General features: G+C 64.6%; 16 protein-coding genes and 1 tRNA gene. 9 read left to right on the top strand and 8 right to left on the bottom strand.

What is annotated here, in order from left to right:
- Window positions 1–16: 16 nt before the first annotated feature.
- Entirely contained in the window at window positions 17–199 is a 183-nt protein-coding gene (locus G3574_RS10740) for a nuclear hormone receptor family protein (RefSeq protein ID WP_163962883.1), read from the bottom strand.
- On the opposite strand from G3574_RS10740, the gene G3574_RS10745 reads away from it, so the two are divergent.
- Complete coding sequence (locus G3574_RS10745) at window positions 198–1,883, top strand: HDOD domain-containing protein (protein WP_163962885.1); 1,686 nt, start codon at window positions 198–200, stop codon at window positions 1,881–1,883. The two genes, G3574_RS10740 and G3574_RS10745, sit on opposite strands and share 2 nt — an antisense overlap.
- A 7-nt stretch (window positions 1,884–1,890) precedes the next feature.
- On the opposite strand, the gene G3574_RS10750 is transcribed toward G3574_RS10745, so the two are convergent.
- Both G3574_RS10750 and G3574_RS10755 read right to left on the bottom strand, forming a co-directional pair.
- Window positions 1,891–2,949 (bottom strand): serine/threonine-protein kinase, encoded by a 1,059-nt coding sequence (locus tag G3574_RS10750; protein WP_163962887.1) that lies wholly within the window; start codon window positions 2,947–2,949, stop codon window positions 1,891–1,893.
- 46 nt (window positions 2,950–2,995) lie between these two features.
- Window positions 2,996–4,162, bottom strand: coding sequence for a GNAT family N-acetyltransferase (locus G3574_RS10755; protein WP_163962890.1), 1,167 nt, complete (start codon window positions 4,160–4,162; stop codon window positions 2,996–2,998).
- Window positions 4,163–4,384: 222 nt separating this feature from the next.
- Between G3574_RS10755 and G3574_RS10760 the strand changes: the two genes are divergently transcribed.
- Both G3574_RS10760 and G3574_RS10765 read left to right on the top strand, forming a co-directional pair.
- On the top strand, window positions 4,385–6,433 hold the full coding sequence (locus G3574_RS10760; protein ID WP_163962892.1) for an NAD(+) synthase: 2,049 nt from the start codon (window positions 4,385–4,387) through the stop codon (window positions 6,431–6,433).
- Between the two features lie 92 nt (window positions 6,434–6,525).
- Entirely contained in the window at window positions 6,526–6,864 is a 339-nt protein-coding gene (locus G3574_RS10765) for a P-II family nitrogen regulator (RefSeq protein ID WP_163962894.1), read from the top strand.
- 66 nt (window positions 6,865–6,930) lie between these two features.
- Here the strand turns inward: G3574_RS10765 and G3574_RS10770 are convergent, their stop codons facing one another.
- The 3 genes from G3574_RS10770 to trxB all read right to left on the bottom strand — a co-directional run bounded on the left by G3574_RS10770 (window position 6,931) and on the right by trxB (window position 9,397).
- Entirely contained in the window at window positions 6,931–7,533 is a 603-nt protein-coding gene (locus G3574_RS10770; RefSeq protein ID WP_163962896.1) for a trimeric intracellular cation channel family protein, read from the bottom strand.
- 156 nt (window positions 7,534–7,689) lie between these two features.
- Window positions 7,690–8,334: a Smr/MutS family protein gene (locus G3574_RS10775; protein WP_163962899.1), complete on the bottom strand. Its 645-nt coding sequence runs from the start codon at window positions 8,332–8,334 to the stop codon at window positions 7,690–7,692.
- Between the two features lie 91 nt (window positions 8,335–8,425).
- Window positions 8,426–9,397 (bottom strand): thioredoxin-disulfide reductase, encoded by a 972-nt coding sequence (trxB, locus tag G3574_RS10780; protein WP_163962901.1) that lies wholly within the window; start codon window positions 9,395–9,397, stop codon window positions 8,426–8,428.
- Between the two features lie 286 nt (window positions 9,398–9,683).
- Here trxB and G3574_RS10785 point away from each other — a divergent pair, with 286 nt between their 5' ends.
- From G3574_RS10785 to G3574_RS10805, 5 genes are all read left to right on the top strand, one after another.
- Window positions 9,684–12,032, top strand: coding sequence for a DNA translocase FtsK (locus G3574_RS10785; RefSeq protein ID WP_163962903.1), 2,349 nt, complete (start codon window positions 9,684–9,686; stop codon window positions 12,030–12,032).
- Between the two features lie 251 nt (window positions 12,033–12,283).
- Window positions 12,284–12,919: an outer membrane lipoprotein chaperone LolA gene (lolA, locus tag G3574_RS10790; protein ID WP_163962906.1), complete on the top strand. Its 636-nt coding sequence runs from the start codon at window positions 12,284–12,286 to the stop codon at window positions 12,917–12,919.
- A gap of 7 nt (window positions 12,920–12,926) precedes the next feature.
- The gene (locus tag G3574_RS10795; RefSeq protein WP_205609736.1) at window positions 12,927–14,222 is read left to right on the top strand and encodes a replication-associated recombination protein A; all 1,296 of its coding nucleotides are present in this window, start codon (window positions 12,927–12,929) and stop codon (window positions 14,220–14,222) included.
- A gap of 107 nt (window positions 14,223–14,329) precedes the next feature.
- Window positions 14,330–15,622 carry a serine--tRNA ligase gene (gene serS, locus G3574_RS10800; RefSeq protein ID WP_163962909.1) on the top strand — a complete coding sequence of 431 codons (1,293 nt, stop codon included), beginning with the start codon at window positions 14,330–14,332 and terminating at the stop codon, window positions 15,620–15,622.
- A 179-nt stretch (window positions 15,623–15,801) separates the two neighbouring features.
- Window positions 15,802–15,891 (top strand) — tRNA-Ser (locus tag G3574_RS10805).
- A 173-nt stretch (window positions 15,892–16,064) separates the two neighbouring features.
- Here the strand turns inward: G3574_RS10805 and G3574_RS10810 are convergent.
- Window positions 16,065–17,780, bottom strand: a complete 1,716-nt coding sequence (locus G3574_RS10810; protein WP_163962911.1) for a methyl-accepting chemotaxis protein — start codon at window positions 17,778–17,780, stop codon at window positions 16,065–16,067.
- Window positions 17,781–17,831: 51 nt separating this feature from the next.
- Window positions 17,832–18,278, bottom strand: a complete 447-nt coding sequence (locus tag G3574_RS10815; RefSeq protein ID WP_235953294.1) for a chemotaxis protein CheW — start codon at window positions 18,276–18,278, stop codon at window positions 17,832–17,834.
- A 627-nt stretch (window positions 18,279–18,905) separates the two neighbouring features.
- Here G3574_RS10815 and G3574_RS10820 point away from each other — a divergent pair.
- The gene (locus G3574_RS10820; protein ID WP_163962915.1) at window positions 18,906–19,076 is read left to right on the top strand and encodes a periplasmic nitrate reductase, NapE protein; all 171 of its coding nucleotides are present in this window, start codon (window positions 18,906–18,908) and stop codon (window positions 19,074–19,076) included.
- The last annotated feature ends 21 nt before the right edge of the window (window positions 19,077–19,097 follow it).

Genomic DNA, 19,097 nt, shown 5'->3' on the forward strand with positions numbered 1-19,097 from the left:
ACGGTGGACACTGGCATCATTGTACCGGCTTGCCGTAAAGGCAACCTGGCGCCGCGCGCGAGGCAAAATCGCCGCGTCCGGCGCGGGCAGGCGTCAATATTTCATGGCGGCTGCCGATAACCGGACAGGACGGATCGACATTTGCATGGACATGGTTCATGATGGATCCGGGAAGCAATAAAGGAGCCCAGGTGGCCATGCATAACAATCCATCAGCCAAGGCCGACCTCGGCTTCTGGCTGCCGTCGGGGGACGAGCCGGTCCGCCACCCACCCGCCAGGGACGACAAGCCGAAGCAGGAAGCGCCCGCCGATCCGCGCGAAAGCGCGCGCGACAGGCTGATCAAGGGCATCGGCGCGCTCACCGACCTGCCGGCGCTCGGCAGCTCGGTCTCGCGGGTGGTGCAAATGACGTCGTCCGACGACGAGGCGGTGCGCAGCCTCGCGAACTTCATCCTCTCCGACGTCGCCCTCACGCAGCGCGTGCTGCGCATCGCCAATACCGTGAGCTACCGCACCGCGTCCGCCCAGCCGGTCACGACGGTATCCAAGGCCATCTTCATGCTCGGCTTCGACACCGTCAAGACCAGCGCACTGGCGATGATGCTCGTGGACCGCATGAACACCCGCCGCGCCCAGTGCGTGCGCACCGAGCTCAACCATGCGCTGTGCGCCAGCATCGTCGGCCGTGAAATGGCCAAGCGCACCAACTTCAAGGATGCCGAGGAAGCCGCGGTGGCGGCCCTGTTCAAGAACATCGGGCGCCTGCTGGTGGCCGCCTACGACCACGAGCTCTACACCCGCATCGCCAAGATGGTCGAGGCCGGCACGCATACCCCGGCGCAGGCCTCGGCGGAAGTGCTGGGCTGCAGCTTCGACTACATCGCCGAATCGGTGCTGCGCGACTGGAACATTCCCGACACCATCATCCATGCCCTGGCCAACCCGCCGGCGGGCGTGCTCAAGCAGCCCAAGGGACGTCAGGAATGGCTGCAACAGGTCGCCGCCTTCAGTTCCGCCGCCGCGCGCCTGATCCCCGGCATGAACGAGCCCGGCCAGGAAGCCGCCTGCAAGGCCATCCTGACCCGCTTCGGCGGCGCGCTCGGCCTCGACGCCCACAAGCTCGCGCAACTGTTCGGCTCGGTTGCCCAGGAAACCCGTGTCCTCGCCAGCAACACCAGCCTGCCGATACAGAACGAGGAGGTAGTGCAGGGCACGCAGCAAGGCAGCCCGTCGCCGGGCGCCGGCGCCAGGTCCGTGGCGCACGACGGCTCGGCCGATGGCGTCCTCAGCGAATTCCTGCTCGAACCCGCCAACCCCGGCCATCGCCTGCAGGTCGTGCAGCGGCATGCCAGCGGCAAGCCGACCAATGCCAGCGACCTGCTGATGGCAGGCGTGCAGGACATGACGCAGATGATGGCTTCGGGCCGGTCCAAGGTGAACGACCTGATGCTGCTGGTGCTCGAGACGCTCTACAACAGCATGGGCTTCCGCTTCGCCACGGTATGCCTGAAGGACTTGCAGAGCCAGCGTTACCGCGCCCGCATCTCGATGGGCGAGAACTTCGAGGCGCGCGAGGCGGGATTTTCCTTCCCGGCCGGCGCGGCGACGGACATCTTTCACCTCGCGCTGGAAAAGGATGCCGACATCATGGTGTCGGACGCGACGGTTCCGAAGATCCGCGACCTCCTGCCCGGCTGGCATCGCAGCCTGCTGGGCGACGCCCGCAGCTTCGTGATCCTGCCACTGGTGGTGCACAAGAAGCCGATCGGCCTGTTCTATGCCGACCGCGCGCTTGCGGCGCCGGAAGGCGTGCCGCCCAACGAGACCGCCCTGATCAAGATGCTCAAGGGCCAGGTGGTGGTGGCCTTGCAGACGCGCTGAGCCTGCCTTACTTCAGGATGGCGGTGGCGGCCATGGCCACCGCCAGCAGCGCCATCCCCAGCCCTATCGACAGCGCGGTCTTGCGGCCGAGCCGGGACGCCAGCCCCGGCGATCCGGAAGCGCCTTCCGTATCCAGCGCGCTCACCGGGATCTTCATGCGTCGGCGGGCGCGTCGCATGCGGATCAGGTAGCGCTTGAGGTCGAGCGCCATCGCGCCGGCATCCGGATAGCGCCGGTCCGGGCGCTTGTTCATCGCCGTCATCACGATGCGCGACAAGGCGGCCGGGATGGCCGGATCGAGCCGGTGCGGCGGCACGGGCGTCTTGCCGATCACCTGCTGCAGCAGGAGCTTGTCGTTCGGCGCATGGAAGGGCAGGACGCCCACCAGCATTTCATACATCACCACGCCCAGCGAATAGATGTCGCTGCGCGCATCCACGGCCTTGTTCTGCGCCTGTTCCGGCGACATGTAGTTAGGCGTTCCGAGCAGGCGGTCCGGCCGGGACAGGGTGTGCGCCCAGCGGTTCTTCGCGCCCCCGGCCGCCGCGTTTTCTTCGTTTCCGGATTGCTGCGCATCGGCCGGTTTCGGCGCGCGCGCGATGCCGAAGTCGACCAGCTTGGGCTGGTCGTCCTTGATCATGAAGATGTTGGCGGGCTTGATGTCGCGGTGGATCACGCCCCGCCCGTGCGCATGGCTGAGCGCGTCGGCGATCTTCCAGCAGATCGACGCGGCTTCGTCCGGCGTGAAGCGGCGGCCCTGTTCCAGCAGCCGGTTCAACTCCTGGCCGTCCAGCAGTTCCATCGCGACGTAGCTGTTGCCCTTGTCGATGGACGCCTCGTAGATCGTGACGATGTGCGGATGGGCCAGCGAGCCCATGGCGCGCGCTTCCTGGATGAAGTGGTCTTCGTAGCGCAGGCGGTTGATGTCGCCGACGTCCGCCCGGAAGGTCTTGATCGCGAGGTCGCGTCCGAGAACCGGGTCGTGTCCGAGGTAGACGCTGCCCAGGGATCCGCGTCCGAGTTCGCGGGAAATCTGGAAGCGTCCGATGCGCGTGGGATTTGTCATGGCCGCAAGGATGCCGTGAAGTGGCGATTCTTGCAAGATGCGGGAATTACGGGGGAGGGGGCGAATCGGCGCTCCTGAACGGCGACCGTTCGTTCAACTCATCGATATACGCCTCGATCCCTCCCGATTCCTGCCTGAGGTGCCGCTCGATCGCATCGGCGAACGCCGGATGCGCCAGCCAGTGCGCCGACCAGGTCTTCTCGGGCAGGAAGCCCCGCGCCATCTTGTGCTCGCCCTGCGCGCCGCCTTCGAAGCGCTCCAATCCCTCGGCGATGCAGAACTCCAGCGGCTGGTAGTAGGCGGTCTCGAAATGCAGGCAGGGGACGTGTTCCAGGGCGCCCCAGTAGCGGCCGTAGAGCGTGGTCTCGTCGTGAATGACGAGCGAGGAGGCGATGCGCCGGCCGTCGCGCTCGGCGATCACCAGCAACAGGTTCTGCGGCATGCCGCGGCCGATGCGCAGGAAGAAATCGAGATTGAGGTAGGGCGTGGAGTAGTGCTCGGCATAGGTGTTGTCGTAGCAGCGCTTGAAGAAGCGCCAGTCGGCTTCGGTGGCGTCGGGGCCGCGCACCTGGCGGAAGCGGATGCCGGCGTCCTGCACCTTGCGCCGTTCGGCGCGGATGTTCTTGCGTTTCTTGCGGTCGAGCGCGGACAGGAACTGCTCGAAGTCGGCGTAGCCGTCGTTGAGCCAGTGGAACTGGACGTTCGAGCGCAGCAGGAAGCCGGCCTTCGCCAGCAGCGCGGCTTCGTCCCCGGTAGGGAAGAGGATGTGCGTGGACGAGAGTTCATTGTCCTGCTGCAGGGCCCGGAGGGCGGACACCAGAGCTTGCCGGGTATCGGCGTCCCGCGCCAGCAGGCGGTTGCCGGACACCGGCGTGAAGGGGATGGCCGACAGCAGCTTGGGATAGTACTCTAGCCCGTTGCGCCGGTAGGCGTCGGCCCAGGCCCAGTCGAACACATATTCGCCGTACGAGTGATATTTCACGTAGAGCGGCATCGCGGCGCACAGCGTCTCGCCGCGCCAGAGCGTCAGGTATTGCGGCTGCCAGCCGCTGTCGGCCGACGCGCTGCCGGATTCGTGCATGGCATGCAGGAAGGCAAAGGACAGGAAGGGCGTGCGCTGGTCCTGGACCGCGAGCAAGGCGTCCCATTGCTCCTGGCCAGCTTCTAAAAGAGAAGAAAGGATTCGCGTGCGATAATTCACTATTGTCATCATTCAGGTTGCCGGTTGCGTCCGCGCAAGAACGACGGCCGCAACGCGTTCGATGGTCATTCTACGGAAAAATTTCCGGTCGGGCCGGAGACCGCGCCTGGCAGCAGGAACGCGTGCGCCCGCGCAACCGGGCACCGCCTGGCCTTGTCAATTAGGGCATGGGGCGCCGCTGCTTCCTGACACGAGGGCGGATGACGCCGGAGCCAACCCAGCCGACACACAACCATGACGAAACCCTTCTTCAACTTGTACAGCCACGATTTCGTGCGCATCGCTGTCGGCGTGCCGGCCTGCCGCGTGGCCGACCCGGCGGCGAATGCCGCGGAAACCATCCGGCTCGCCCGCGAGGCGGCAGACGGCGGCGCGGCCCTGGTCGCCTTCACCGAACTCGGACTGTCGGCCTACACCTGCGACGACCTGTTCCACCAGGAAGCCTTGCTGCGCGGCTGCATCGATGCTTTGGCGGCGGTGGTCGCGGCTTCCGAAACCCTCGCCCCGGTGCTGGTTGTCGGCATGCCGCTGCGGGTCGAGCAGCAATTGTTCAACTGCGCGGTGGTCGTCGCCAAGGGAAAGATCCTGGGCGTGGTGCCCAAGAGCTACCTGCCGAACTACGGCGAATTCTACGAGGCGCGCCAGTTCAGCCCGGCCTTCAATGCCACGGTCGATGAAATCGACCTCCTCGGCCAGCGCGTGCCTTTCGGCGCGGCGCTGCTGTTCCAGGCGGCCAACCTGCCGCTGTTCCGTTTTCACGTGGAAATCTGCGAAGACCTTTGGGTCACGGTGCCTCCGTCATCCTTCGCCGCGCTGGCCGGCGCGACGGTGCTGGTGAACCTGTCGGCCTCGAACATCGTGGTAGGCAAGTCCGGCTACCGGCACCAGCTGGTGTCGCAGCAGTCGGCGCGCTGCATCGCGGCCTATGTCTATTCCTCGGCCGGGAAAGGCGAGTCGACCACCGACATGGCGTGGGACGGCCAGGCGCTGGTCTGCGAGAACGGCTCTCTGCTGCGCGACTCGGCGCGGTTTTCCGATGAATCCCACGTCATCCAGGCCGACGTCGACCTCGGCCGGCTGGCGGCCGACCGCGCCCGGAATACCTCCTTCGGTCACTCGGTGCGCCGGCACGCCGAGGAAGTGCGGCGCTTCCGGGTGGTGTCCTTCGACCTCGAGCTGCCGCGCCACGAACGGCTGCCGCTGGACCGGGTGGTCGAGCGCTTCCCCTACGTTCCGGCCGACCAGCAGCGCCGCGACGAACGCTGCAACGAGGTCTACAACATCCAGGTGCAGGCGCTGGTGCAGCGCATGTCGGCCTCGAACATTTCCAGGCTGGTGATCGGCGTCTCGGGCGGACTCGATTCCACCCATGCCTTGCTGGTCTGCGCCAAGGCCATGGACAGGCTGGGCCTGCCGCGCACCAACATCATCGGCATCACCATGCCGGGCTTCGCCACCAGCGACCGCACCCTGAAGCAGGCGCGCCAGCTGATGGAAGTGATCGGCTGCGAATCGAGCGAGGTGGACATTCGTCCGAGCTGCCTGCAGATGCTCAAGGACATCGGCCATCCCTATGCCGGCGGCGAAGAGGTGTATGACATCACCTTCGAGAACGTGCAGGCCGGCGAGCGCACCAGCCACCTGTTCCGGCTGGCGAACTACCGCAACGGCATCGTGGTCGGGACCGGTGACCTGAGCGAGCTGGCGCTTGGCTGGTGCACCTACGGCGTGGGCGACCACATGTCGCACTACAACGTCAACGCCAGCGTCCCCAAGACCCTGATCAGCCACCTCGTGCGCTGGGTCGCCGAGACGAAGCAGATCGGCGAATCCGGCTCGGACGTGCTGCTCAACATCCTCGGCACCGACATCAGCCCCGAACTCGTGCCCGGCAAGGGCAGCGACCAGCCCGGCCAGAAGACCGAGAGCACCATCGGCCCCTACGAGCTGCAGGACTTCAACCTTTACTATACGGTGCGCTTCGGCTTCACGCCGTCGAAGGTTGCCTTCCTCTCGCACGCCGCCTGGCACGATCGCGACGCCGGGCCCTGGCCCGAAGGCGGGCACGTCGCGCGGAATGAATATTCCGTGGCCGACATCAAGCGCAACCTCGGCATCTTCCTCTATCGTTTCTTCAAGACCAGCCAGTTCAAGCGCAGCTGCGTGCCGAATTCTCCCAAGGTCGGCTCCGGCGGTTCGCTCTCGCCGCGCGGCGACTGGCGCGCGCCCAGCGATTCCGAGGCGACGGTATGGATGGAGGATCTCAAGAATATTCCCGGATGAGGACGCTGCCCCGGGCGCGCCGGCATTGCCTGGAACCGCGCGACGAGGTATTGTAGAAACAGAAACCATATTGCATTGACATAGGAGCAGACATGAAGCTGATTACGGCAATCATCAAACCGTTCAAGCTCGACGAGGTGCGCGAAGCCCTCGGCGAGATCGGCGTGACCGGCCTGACGGTGACGGAAGTGAAGGGATTCGGCCGCCAGAAGGGCCACACCGAGCTGTACCGCGGCGCCGAATACGTGGTGGATTTCCTGCCGAAGGTGAAGATCGAGGCGGTGGTCGACGAGAAGTCGGTCGATACCGCCGTCGATGCCATCATCAAGGCGGCACGCACCGGCAAGATCGGGGACGGCAAGATCTTCGTGCGCGACGTCGAGCAGGTCATCCGCATCCGCACCGGCGAAACCGGACCCGACGCGGTCTGACCGTCCGCCTGCCTCCAAAGGAGCGCTCATCCACTTGGTGGACCGGCGCTCCTTTTTCTTTCTTGCTCAATTGAGCTTCACGTCCTTGGCCCACGCGGCCAGCCGCAAAGCCGAGATCAGCATCGCGCTGAACCACAGCGAGAAATCCGCCGGGGTGTCGGCCCGCTGCAGCATCAGGTAGACCCAGCAGCCGACGAAGGAACAGATCGCATATGGCTTGCCGTCCCGCAGCACCATGGGCACCTCGTTGCACACGATGTCGCGCAGGATGCCGCCGAAGACGCCGGTGATCACGCCCATCATCGATGAGATGAACAGCGGCATGCCGGCGGCCAGCGCCTCGGACACGCCGGCAATGGAAAACAATCCGAGGCCGAGCGCGTCGGCCACCACGATCAGGCGTTCGGACACGATCTTGCGCAGGGTGCGGATGGCCGGCGCGGCGGTCAGGGCGAGGACGAAGATGAGGATGGCGTATTCATCATGCGTCACCCAGAAGAGGGGGCGCTTGTCGAGCAGGATGTCGCGCAGCGTGCCGCCGCCGAAGGCGGTGATGAAGGCCACGGTGAACACGCCGACCACATCCATCCGCTTGCTGCGGGCTTCGATGAAACCGGAAAACGCGCCGACCAGGATCGCCAGGATTTCGATGATCTTGATCAGGGACATGGTGATGGGGAAAGTGGCGTTGAGGAATCATACACCGGAGGGTGGGGTGCGGAGGAGACTTCGCTCCACCTTGGCATCGGCGTCGCCGCCGGCCTGGCCGGTCTGCCGCCACTGGCACGACGTCAGTCCCCCGCGGGCGGGGGAACCCCGTCCAACTCAGCCCTGGGCCTTCAGAAGCACGATCAGCGCCCCGGCGCCCCCATCCACCGCGCGCGCCTGGCAAAAGGCGATCACCTCGTCCTTCTGCACCAGCCAGTGCCTGACCTTGTTCTTGAGCACCGGCTCCTTGTTCACCGATCCCAGACCCTTGCCATGCACGATGCGCACGCAGCGCAATCCGCGCTTGGCGGCATTGCGCAGGAATTCGATCAGGGCATCGCGCGCTTCCTCGCGCCGCATGCCGTGCAGGTCGAGCTGGGCCTGGATGATCCAGTGGCCGCGGCGCAGCTTGCGCAGGGTATCGGTGCTGATACCCACCCGGGCATAGCTGAGCTGCTCGTCGGTGTCGAGCAGGGTATCGGAATTGAATTCGTCGGACAGCGACTCTTCGAGCGCGGCCTGCTCGTCCGCGAGATGCTGGCGGGCGATGGGCGGCGGCAGGGGCAGGGAGGTGGAAGCCTTGTTGGCGGGCGGCAGCGGCTTGACGTCGCCGATGCTGCGGCGAAACAGTTCGGCTTCGCGCCGGCTTTCCTGTTCGCGCCGCTTGCGTTCGGCTTCCTCCGCCTTGCGCGCCTCTTCCTGCGCCTTGAGCTGCGCACGCACTGACTTCAGGGCGGCGAAATCCTTGATCGGGCCGGACATGGTGCTTGCAAAAGGTAGGATGGTTGATGGAGGGAAGGCGGACCGCCGAGTTCCCTCCACGAGGCCTGGCCGCCGGCCAGGACCGCGGTCATTACAGCTTCACGCCCTCGACTTCCAGGCCTTCCAGGTACTTCTGCGCATCGAGCGCCGCCATGCAGCCGGTGCCCGAGCTGGTGATGGCCTGCCGGTAGACGTGGTCCTGCACGTCGCCGGCGGCGAACACACCTGGCACGCTGGTCGCGGTGGCGAAGCCGTCGGAGCCGCCCTTGGTCTTGATGTAGCCGTTCTCCATGTCGAGCTGTCCTTCGAAGATGCCGGTATTGGGCTTGTGGCCGATGGCGATGAACACGCCGTGCAGCGGCACCTGGGTGATGCGGCCGTCTTCCGTCGACTTGATGTTGATGCCGGTGACGCCGCTGTCGTCGCCCGTCACTTCGTCGAGCACATGGTTCCACTTGACCTCGATCTTGCCTTCCTTGACCTTGGCCATCAGGCGGTCGATCAGGATGGGCTCGGCGCGGAACTTGTTGCGGCGGTGGATGACGGTGACCTTCTTGGCGATGTTCGAGAGGTAGAGCGCTTCCTCGACCGCGGTATTGCCGCCGCCGACCACGGCCACGTCCTGGCCCTTGTAGAAGAAGCCGTCGCAGGTGGCGCAGGCGGATACGCCGCGGCCGCTGAAGGCTTCCTCGGAGGGCAGGCCGAGGTATTGCGCCGACGCGCCGGTGGCGATAACCAGGGAGTCGCAGGTGTACTCGCCGGAGTCGCCGACGAGGCGGATCGGCTTTTCGTTCAGGTAGGTCGTGTGGATGTGGTCGAACACGATCTCGGTATTGAAGCGCTCGGCATGCTGCAGCAGGCGCTGCATCAGTTCGGGGCCCTGCACGCCCAGGGGATCTCCCGGCCAGTTTTCCACGTCGGTGGTCGTCATCAGCTGGCCGCCCTGTTCCACGCCGGTGACCAGGACCGGCTTGAGGTTGGCGCGTGCGGCATAGACGGCGGCGCTGTAGCCGGCCGGTCCGGAACCGAGGATGAGTACTTGGGCGTGTCTGGTATTGGCCATGGCGGTGCGGATCGTGGGTTGGATGTCGGTGTTGCCGATCGGGATTGCCGGGAGAAGACGGGATTTTAGGCTGCTGTTCCGCGCTTCCATGCGAAGGATATGTCGCCAATCGGCAAATTTTCAATGCTGTCCGGGACAATTCGGTATTGCACCCGAAAAACTCGGTAAGATTATAGTCGAACCCGCCACCGGAAGGCGGCACTCATGCGGACCATGCGTTCAGGAAAAACCATGGCTGCGGCAAGGCCATTCCGGCACCCATGGCGGGGCGCAAGACTATCCAGACATGACCCGAACAACACAAGCGTACACACGCAACACCGCACCGCGCGACGAACACCCCATGCCGAACCGGCTGGTGCGCCTGCTTTCCGAGGCGCGCTGGTTCGGCTTCACAGTCATGGCCGTCTACATGCTGCTGATCTTCCTGACCTATTCCCCGACCGACCCGGGATGGTCGCAGTCCATCGAAGTCGCCCACCCGCACAACTGGGGCGGCCGGATCGGCGCCTATGCCGCCGACCTGATGCTCTACATCTTCGGCTTTTCCACCTGGTGGTGCTGCATCTTCGTGCTGCGCTCCGTCTGGAAGGGCTACCGGCGGCTGTCGCACCGCTTCCTGTTCCAGAAGGAGCTGGAGCCCGAGCATCATCACGAAGCCTGGATCCGCTCCGCCGGCTTCGGCCTGCTGCTGCTGAGCAGCGTGGCGCTCGAGTACTCCCGCATGCAATGGCTGCGCACCGCGGTCAAGCTGCCGCTCGGCCCGGGCGGCGTCTTGGGCAAGGAGATCGGCGGGCTGGCGCAGAGCGCCTTCGGCTTCAACGGCGCCACGCTCCTGCTGCTGCTCGTTTTCGGCGTCGGCTTCAGCCTGTTCTTCCAGATTTCCTGGCTCTCCGCCGCCGAGCGCGTGGGCGGCCTCATCGAGGATTCCTTCGTCCGCCTGCGCAACCTCTACGTCGCGCGCGAAGACCGCAAGGTGGGCCAGGTGGCGGCCGGGAAGCGCGAGGAAGTCGTTGTGCAGGAACGCGCCAAGATCGTCGAGGCGACGCCTATCCGCATCGAGCCGCAGGTGGTGACGGTGCCCAAGTCCGAACGCGTCGAGAAGGAACGCCAGGTGTCGCTCTTCGCCGACTTGCCGGACACCAACCTCCCGCCGCTGTCGCTGCTCGACGAGCCACCGCCGGCCCAGGAAACGGTCAGCATCGAAACGCTCGAGTTCACCAGCCGCCTGATCGAGAAGAAGCTGTCCGACTTCGGCGTGGAAGTGAAAGTGGTCGCGGCCTATCCCGGCCCGGTAATCACCCGCTACGAGATCGAGCCCGCCACCGGCGTCAAGGGCAGCCAGATCGTCAACCTTGGGCGCGACCTCGCGCGCTCGCTGTCGCTGACCTCGATCCGCGTGGTCGAAACCATCCCCGGCAAGAATTTCATGGGCCTGGAGCTGCCGAACCCCAAGCGCCAGATCGTGCGCCTGACCGAGATCCTCGGCTCCAAGATCTACAACGACAGCCACTCGCCGCTCACCGTCGCGCTCGGCAAGGACATCGCGGGCAATCCCGTCGTCGCCGACCTGGCGAAGATGCCCCACCTGCTGGTCGCCGGCACCACCGGCTCGGGCAAGTCGGTCGGCATCAACGCCACCATCCTGTCGCTGCTGTACAAAGCCGATCCCAACAACGTGCGCATGATCCTCATCGATCCGAAGATGCTGGAAATGTCGGTCTACGAAGGCATTCCCCACCTGCTCGCGCCGGTCGTCACCGACATGCGCCAGGCCGGCCATGCGCTGAACTGGGCGGTGGCCGAGATGGAGCGCCGCTACAAGCTCATGTCCAAGCTCGGCGTGCGCAATCTCGCCGGCTACAACAACAAGATCGCCGAGGCCGACAAGAAGGAAGAAAAGATCCCCAACCCGTTCAGCCTCACGCCCGACGCGCCGGAGCCGCTGGACAAGCTGCCTACCATCGTCATCATCATCGACGAGCTGGCCGACCTGATGATGGTGGTCGGCAAGAAGGTGGAAGAACTGATCGCCCGCATCGCGCAGAAGGCGCGCGCCGCCGGCATTCACCTCATCCTCGCCACGCAGCGCCCGTCGGTGGACGTGATCACCGGCCTCATCAAGGCCAACATCCCGACCCGCATCGCCTTCCAGGTCAGCAGCAAGATCGACTCGCGCACCATCCTCGACCAGATGGGCGCGGAAACCCTGCTCGGCATGGGCGACATGCTCTACATGCCGCCGGGCACCGGCCTGCCGGTGCGCGTGCACGGGGCCTTCGTCTCGGATGACGAGGTGCATCGCGTCGTCGAACACCTGAAGGCCCAGGGCGAGCCGAACTACATCGAGGGCATCCTCGAAGGCGGGGTCGCCGAGGAAGGCGAGGGCGGCGCGGCCGGCGGAGAAGGCGGCGAGGCAAGCGGCGAAGCGGATCCCATGTACGACCAGGCGGTGGCGGTCGTGCTCAAGAACCGCAAGGCTTCCATTTCGCTGGTGCAACGGCATCTGCGCATCGGCTACAACCGCGCGGCGAGGCTCCTGGAACAGATGGAGCAGAGCGGGCTGGTTTCCTCGATGCAGACCAATGGCAACCGGGAAATCATGGTGCCCGCCGGCAAGGAAACGGTGGAATAGATCTGGCTCGGGGTGCAGGATGTTGACAGGGGTTATACTTGGCTCAAGCCGCCCGCTCGGACCCCCTCCCCTTCAAGGGGAGGGCCGGGGTGGGGATGGGTTTCCGGCGTGAGCAAACAACAGCATTAACTTCGACATCGAACTAGATACTGTTCTTTGCAGTGCCACCGACCCCCATCCCCATCCCAACCTTCCCCTTGAAGGGGAAGGAGTGTCGACGGTGCGCGGGAAATCAATCTCAGCTACCACGCATGCCCAAGCTCATTCAGACCGCCATCTTCGCTGCCTGTGCCCTTGCCCTCAGCGGTACGGCTTTCGCCGGCGCGCTCGACCAGTTCCGCAGTTTCGCCACCACCACCAAGACCGCTCGCGGCCAATTCACCCAGCGCCAGGTGAAGGCGGTGCAAGGCAGCCCCAAGGTATCCAACGCCGCCACCGGCACCTTCGCCTTCGCTCGCCCCGGCCGTTTCGTCTGGACCTACCTGAAGCCTTACGAGCAGGTGATGATGGCCGACGGCGAAAAGCTCTACCTCTACGACAAGGACCTGAACCAGGTCACGGTGAAGAACTTGGATGCTTCCACGCTCGGCTCCTCGCCGGCGGCCATCCTGTTCGGCAGCAACGACCTGGAAAAGAACTTCGTCCTCAAGGACGCCGGCTCCAGGGATGGCATGGAATGGCTCGACGCCACGCCGCGCTCCAACGACTCCACCTTCGAGCGCCTCAGCATCGGCCTGAAGGATGGGGTGCCGCGCGCAATGGAATTGCGCGATTCCTTCGGCCAGCTGTCGCTCATCAGCTTCGACAAGTTCGACAAGAATCCGGCGCTGCCGGCCGACGAGTTCAAGTTCGTGCCGCCCAAGGGCGCGGATGTCTTCCAGCAGTAAGCCGGCCATGAGTTCCATGCCCCTCGCCGAACGCCTGCGGCCTCATGCCCTCGACGAGGTCATCGGCCAGCAGCACCTGCTCGGGCCGGGCAAGCCCCTGCGCGTGGCCTTCGAATCCGGCGAGCCGCACTCCATGATCCTGTGGGGCCCGCCGGGCGTCGGCAAGACCACGTTGGCGCGGCTGATGGCCGACAGCTTCGACGCGGAATTCATCGCGCTGTCCGCCGTGCTGTCGGGCGTGAAGGACATCCGCGAGGCGGTGGAGCGCGCCCAGCTCGTGCGGGCCACCTCCGGCAGGCGCACCATCCTCTTCGTCGACGAGGTCCACCGCTTCAACAAGAGCCAGCAGGACGCCTTCCTGCCCCACGTGGAAAGCGGCCTGTTCACCTTCATCGGCGCGACCACCGAGAACCCCTCCTTCGAGGTCAATAGCGCGCTGCTGTCGCGCGCGGCCGTCTACGTGCTCAAGTCCCTCAGCGACGAAGACCTCGACGCCCTGGTCGACCGCGCCTGCATCGAGGAACTCGACGGACTCGACTTTGAACCGGATGCCAAGCAGACCCTGGTCGCCAGCGCCGACGGCGATGGCCGCAAGCTGCTGAACAACCTCGAAATCGTCGCCCGCGCCGCTGCCGCCAAGGACACGCAGACCGTGGACGAAGCCTTGCTCGCCACTGCCCTCGCGGAAAACCTGCGGCGCTTCGACAAGGGCGGCGACGCCTTCTATGACCAGATCTCGGCGCTGCACAAGTCGGTGCGCGGCTCCAATCCGGATGCCTCGCTCTACTGGTTCGTGCGCATGCTCGACGGCGGCGCCGATCCGCGCTACCTCGCGCGGCGCATCATCCGCATGGCGGTCGAGGACATCGGCCTGGCCGACCCGCGCGCGGTCCGCCTGTCGCTGGACGCCGCCGACATCTATGAACGCCTGGGCTCGCCCGAGGGCGAGCTGGCGCTGGCCGAGGCCGTGGTATACCTCGCCTGCGCCGCCAAGTCGAATGCCGTCTACAACGCCTACAACGCCGCGCGCGCCTTCGTCGCCAAGGACAAGTCCCGCCCGGTGCCGGAGCATCTGCGCAACGCCCCGACCAAGCTGATGAAGGAACTGGGCTACGGCAAGCTCTACCGCTACGCGCACGACGAACCGGACGCCTACGCCGCCGGGGAAACCTATCTTCCCGACGGCATGCGCGAACCCGGCTGGTACCAGCCGACGCCGCGCGGGCTGGAAGGCAAGATCGGCGAGAAGCTGGCCTACCTGCGGGAACTCGACCGCGAGGCGCGCAAGAAAGGCAAGGCCTGAGGGGCTCCACGCCCTCCCTTTGCCGCCGCTCAATTCCGGCCCATGCCGGATTCCGCGCGTTCGCTTGCTACAATGGCGGTTTCGCATACCTCCAACCCGGCACTTCCATGATCGACATTCAACTGCTCCGCAAGGACATCGACGGCGTGGCCGCGCGCCTCGCGACCCGCAAATTCCAGCTTGACATCGCCGCCTTCAACGCGATGGAAGCCGAGCGCAAGCAAATCCAGACCCGCACCGAAGAACTGCAGGGCAAGCGCAATTCCCTGTCCAAGCAGATCGGCATGCTGAAAGGCAAGGGCGAGGACACCACGGCGGTAATGGCGGAGGTGGCCGGCATCGGCGACGAGCTCAAGGCATCCGCCGAGCGCCTCGACGCCATCCAGGCACGGATGAGTGATTTCATGCTCAGCATCCCCAACCTTCCGCACGAATCGGTGCCGGTGGGGACGGACGAAACCGGCAACGTGGAAGTGCGCCGCGTCGGCACGCCGCGCCAGTTCGACTTCGAGGTGAAGGACCACGTGGACATTGGCGAAGCCCTCGGACTGGATTTCGACACTGCTGCCAAGCTCACCGGCTCGCGCTTCGCCGTCATGAAGGGCGGCATCGCCCGCCTGCACCGCGCGCTCGCGCAGTTCATGCTCGACACCCAGACCGGCGCGCACGGCTATACCGAATGCTATACGCCTTACATCGTGAACGCGGACTCCCTGCGCGGCACCGGCCAGTTGCCCAAGTTCGAGGCCGACCTGTTCGCCGTAAAGAAGGGTGGACAGGAAGGCGAGGGCGAGTCGCTCTACCTGATCCCAACCTCGGAAGTCTCCCTGACCAACATGGTGCGCGATGAAATCCTTGCCGCCGACGCCTTGCCGCTCAAGTTCACCGCGCACACGCCGTGCTTCCGTTCCGAAGCGGGCAGCTACGGCCGCGACACCCGCGGCATGATCCGCCAGCACCAGTTCGACAAGGTCGAGATGGTGCAGATCGCCCATCCCGAGAAATCCTACGAGGCCCTGGACGAAATGGTCGGCCATGCCGAAGCCATCCTGCAGAAGCTCGGCCTGCCTTACCGCGTCCTCGCGCTGTGCACCGGCGACATGGGCTTCGGCGCCACCAAGACCTTCGACCTCGAGGTCTGGCTGCCGGCGCAGAACACCTATCGCGAGATATCGTCGGTCTCCAACTGCGAAGCCTTCCAGGCCCGCCGCATGCAGACCCGTTTCCGCAATGCGCAGGGCAAGCCTGAACTCGTGCACACGCTCAACGGCTCCGGACTGGCGGTCGGCCGCACCCTGGTCGCCGTGCTGGAAAATTATCAGCAGGCGGATGGCAGCGTAGAAATTCCGGAAGTGCTGCGTCCGTACATGGGCGGACTGACAAGCCTGGCCCGCGGCTGAATTGCCGGATCGTCTCTCGTAGCGGCAGAGCCTTGCCGCATTGAAAAGTTCTGGCACCGTCGTTAGGGATTTTTCGTCGGGTCCTGAGGTTTCGCATGGGAACGCCTATTCCGCCTCGCGAGATGATCTGCTATACTTGCACGCTTTGCAGCTCCCCGAGCTGCAAGTCGACCCTATTCGGAAAGGTGGCAGAGTGGTCGAATGCGCTGGACTCGAAATCCAGTATACGTTTATGCGTATCGAGGGTTCGAATCCCTCCCTTTCCGCCAGTAGATCGACAAACTGGATTCAAAAAAGCCGCTGAAAAGCGGCTTTTTCTTTGCGCGTTCGGAAAGCTTCCCAAGATTTCATCAGCGACCCGGCTATCGTTCCGGACCGGCCGGGGGCTCACATCGTCCCCGCTGCCGCGAGGACGACATTCCGCTGACGGCGATATCTCACATCAAAACGTTTCCCACTCGTCGGCGCTGTTCGATGCCAAGGCGGGATTGGCCCTGCGATCGGCCCGCGTCGCCACGGCGTGTTGCTGGCGGATCGCACGCACCGGCTGGCGCGCAGCGTGTGGCCGGGCTGGTGCTGCAACTGCCGAAGGCAGGGTGGCTGCAAGATGGGTGGAATCCACGCGGAAGATGCTCACCGCCTGCGCCAGTTTCGCGGCCTGGTCCTGCATGGCTTCCGAAGCGGCGGCGGCTTCTTCCACCAGCGCGGCGTTCTGCTGCGTGACCTGGTCCATCTGCGTCACCGCCTGGTTTATCTGCTCGATGCCGGACGTCTGCTCGGCGCTGGCGGCGCTGATCTCGGCCATGATGTCGGTCACGCGGCGCACGCTCTCGACGATTTCCTGCATCGTCGTTCCGGCGTCGTTCACCAGCTTGCTGCCCGCTTCCACCTTTTCCACCGAATCGCCGATCAGGCTCTTGATTTCCTTGGCCGCGTTCGCCGAGCGCTGTGCCAGGGTGCGCACTTCGCTTGCCACGACCGCGAAGCCGCGTCCCTGTTCGCCGGCCCGGGCCGCTTCGACCGCGGCGTTCAAGGCCAGGATGTTGGTCTGAAAGGCGATGCCGTCGATGACGCCGATGATGTCCACGATCTTGCTGGCGGACGCATTGATCTCGCCCATCGTGCCGACCACCTGGCCGATCACCGCGCCGCCCTTGGATGCCACTTCGGAAGCCGTTGCCGCCAGCGCATTCGCCTGGCGGGCATTGTCCGCGTTCTGCTTCACGGTGGAGGTCAGTTCTTCCATCGACGACGCGGTTTCTTCCAGCGAGCTGGCCTGCTGTTCGGTGCGGGAAGACAGGTCCTGGCTGCCCGCCGCGACCTGTGCCGAGGCGGTCGCAATGGTGTCCGTGCCGGCCCGGACGGTCGCCACGGTGTGCGCAAGGCTTTCGTTCATCGCCTTCAGGGCATTCAGCAGCTGCCCCATTTCATCGGTGGTGTCGACGTCGATGCGGCTGGTGAGATCGCCGGACGCCACCGTGTTGGCCACCTTCAACGCCTTGGCGACGGGACGGGTGATCGATACCGTGATCCAGTAGCCGACGACGGCCGCGAACGCCAGGATGCCGATGCCCAGGCCGATCATCAGGTTGCGGGCACCCGAATAGGTGTCCTCCGCGTCGCCGGCGAGCTGTTGCGTCACCTCCGTCTGCATCTTGATCTGGTCGGTAATCGCCTGCTTGTAATCCGCCAGGATGGGCCGGAGGTCCTTGCCCAGGAATGCCTTGGCTTCATCGCTGGAACCGGCATTGATGAGCTTGATGAGCTGGTCCTGGCCGCTGACGAACTTCTCGTTGGACGCGACCATCCTCTCCAGCACTTCCTTTGCCTTGGGCAGGCGCAAGCTGCGCTGCAATTCCGCCAGCGAGGCGCTGACGTTGCCGCGCAGGGTCATGATGCGTTCGACCTGGCGTTGACGGTCTTCCTTGCTCTCCGTAAGCATCATGTTGCGCACGGTGATGGCAATGGTATTGATGTCGGCGAGCAGGGCGTTCGCCACGGCGATCTTCGGCATCCGGTCATTGACGATCTGGTTCGTGCCGTCATTGATGCGGCCCAGCATGGTGATGCTCAGGACCTGGACGAAAACGAGCAGGGCGCAGATGATGCCGAAGCCGAGCCCGAGGCGCTTGCTGATATTGAGATTCGAGATTTTCATGATGGCTGCCAGCACACAGCTGGTCTGAGTGGTTCTGTGGTTGCGGGGGATTCAGGCGGCGAGCTTTTGCAGCAGGCCGATTTCCGCGCCGGACATCAGGCGGTCGATGTCGACCAGGATGAGCATCCGGTCGTCGATGGTGCCCAGGCCGATCAGGTAGTCGGTATTCAGCGCCGTCCCCATCTCCGGCGCGGGTTTGATCTGCTCGCTCGCGAGGGTGACCACGTCCGATACTGAATCCACCACCATCCCGATCACGCGGCCGGCGATGTTGAGGATGATGACCACGGTGAAATCGTCGTAGGACGGCGTGCCGATGTTGAAGCGCACGCGCATGTCGACGATAGGCACGATGATGCCCCGCAGGTTGACCACGCCCATGATGTAGTCGGGCGCATTAGCGATCCGCGTGACGGATTCGTACCCGCGTATCTCCTGCACCTTCAGGATGTTCAGGCCGTATTCTTCCTGGCCTAGCTTGAATGACAATATTTCCATTGAAGTATCGCCCGATGTTGTCGTTTCCATATGCCTCCGAACTGCGATGTCAGCCATGTGGCACTTGGCCGTTGCCGGTGGTGCCGATGTCGTTGAACCAGGACCGCTGCCCGATGGCTTCCGGTGCGCGGCCGCTGTCCTGCAGCACGCTGGTAAAAATAATTTACTGGTGTGCACATGCATGGTGCGTTATTGCCAGGAAACATTCATTAGGTATCTCACTGCAGGAACTAGGCAATTTCCCTATTGTTGGAATGCCGGCAGGCGTGATAGAACACTAAGTTGCATTTCATTCACGCTCGGGTGCCATTGCGCCCGGCCTTGCCTTGCTGCCTGCCCCCGATGCGCATGCATGCCCCCGCGCCCGGTCCTGACTTCTTCCTTCCGCTCTTCCTGATTGCGCCTGCGTGGCATGCCGGGTTCGACTGATCCGTCCAGAACGTCATCTTTACCTTCCCGATACGGTGATCGAAACGACCCGGTTCCGCGAGCGACCGTGGCGTCAAGTTCCCCATCCGGCATAACTTGATTCAGATCAAGGTTCGATTTTGGTGCGCGCCGATACGATGCACCAAATCCAGGCGGGCCAGGCAACCCGCGACGAATGACCCCAGACCGGACCGAAACATGAAACGAGACGACCACGTCGAGCACGTGCCCACCAAGACCCAGGAACTGCGCGCGTTCCTGATCCTGACCGTCATCACCGCGCCCATCCTCGCCGTCATGACGGTGGGCGGCTACGGCTTCTGCGTCTGGATGATGCAGCTGCTGAGCGGACGCCTGCCCGGCGCCTGATGACCCTCACATACCCAGGAC

The sequence above is a fragment of the Noviherbaspirillum galbum genome, from assembly GCF_010974945.1.
In the GTDB taxonomy this organism is placed as follows: domain Bacteria; phylum Pseudomonadota; class Gammaproteobacteria; order Burkholderiales; family Burkholderiaceae_D; genus Noviherbaspirillum; species Noviherbaspirillum galbum.

Excerpts from the sequence above, each read along its gene's own strand:
- G3574_RS10745 (WP_163962885.1), top strand. The coding sequence starts at position 198 with ATGCATAACAATCCATCAGCCAAGGCCGACCTCGGCTTCTGGCTGCCG.
- G3574_RS10740 (WP_163962883.1), bottom strand. The coding sequence starts at position 199 with ATGGCCACCTGGGCTCCTTTATTGCTTCCCGGATCCATCATGAACCAT.
- G3574_RS10750 (WP_163962887.1), bottom strand. The coding sequence starts at position 2,949 with ATGACAAATCCCACGCGCATCGGACGCTTCCAGATTTCCCGCGAACTC.
- G3574_RS10755 (WP_163962890.1), bottom strand. The coding sequence starts at position 4,162 with ATGATGACAATAGTGAATTATCGCACGCGAATCCTTTCTTCTCTTTTA.
- G3574_RS10760 (WP_163962892.1), top strand. The coding sequence starts at position 4,385 with ATGACGAAACCCTTCTTCAACTTGTACAGCCACGATTTCGTGCGCATC.
- G3574_RS10765 (WP_163962894.1), top strand. The coding sequence starts at position 6,526 with ATGAAGCTGATTACGGCAATCATCAAACCGTTCAAGCTCGACGAGGTG.
- G3574_RS10770 (WP_163962896.1), bottom strand. The coding sequence starts at position 7,533 with ATGTCCCTGATCAAGATCATCGAAATCCTGGCGATCCTGGTCGGCGCG.
- G3574_RS10775 (WP_163962899.1), bottom strand. The coding sequence starts at position 8,334 with ATGTCCGGCCCGATCAAGGATTTCGCCGCCCTGAAGTCAGTGCGTGCG.
- trxB (WP_163962901.1), bottom strand. The coding sequence starts at position 9,397 with ATGGCCAATACCAGACACGCCCAAGTACTCATCCTCGGTTCCGGACCG.
- G3574_RS10785 (WP_163962903.1), top strand. The coding sequence starts at position 9,684 with ATGACCCGAACAACACAAGCGTACACACGCAACACCGCACCGCGCGAC.
- lolA (WP_163962906.1), top strand. The coding sequence starts at position 12,284 with ATGCCCAAGCTCATTCAGACCGCCATCTTCGCTGCCTGTGCCCTTGCC.
- G3574_RS10795 (WP_205609736.1), top strand. The coding sequence starts at position 12,927 with ATGAGTTCCATGCCCCTCGCCGAACGCCTGCGGCCTCATGCCCTCGAC.
- serS (WP_163962909.1), top strand. The coding sequence starts at position 14,330 with ATGATCGACATTCAACTGCTCCGCAAGGACATCGACGGCGTGGCCGCG.
- G3574_RS10810 (WP_163962911.1), bottom strand. The coding sequence starts at position 17,780 with ATGAAAATCTCGAATCTCAATATCAGCAAGCGCCTCGGGCTCGGCTTC.
- G3574_RS10815 (WP_235953294.1), bottom strand. The coding sequence starts at position 18,278 with ATGGAAATATTGTCATTCAAGCTAGGCCAGGAAGAATACGGCCTGAAC.
- G3574_RS10820 (WP_163962915.1), top strand. The coding sequence starts at position 18,906 with ATGAAACGAGACGACCACGTCGAGCACGTGCCCACCAAGACCCAGGAA.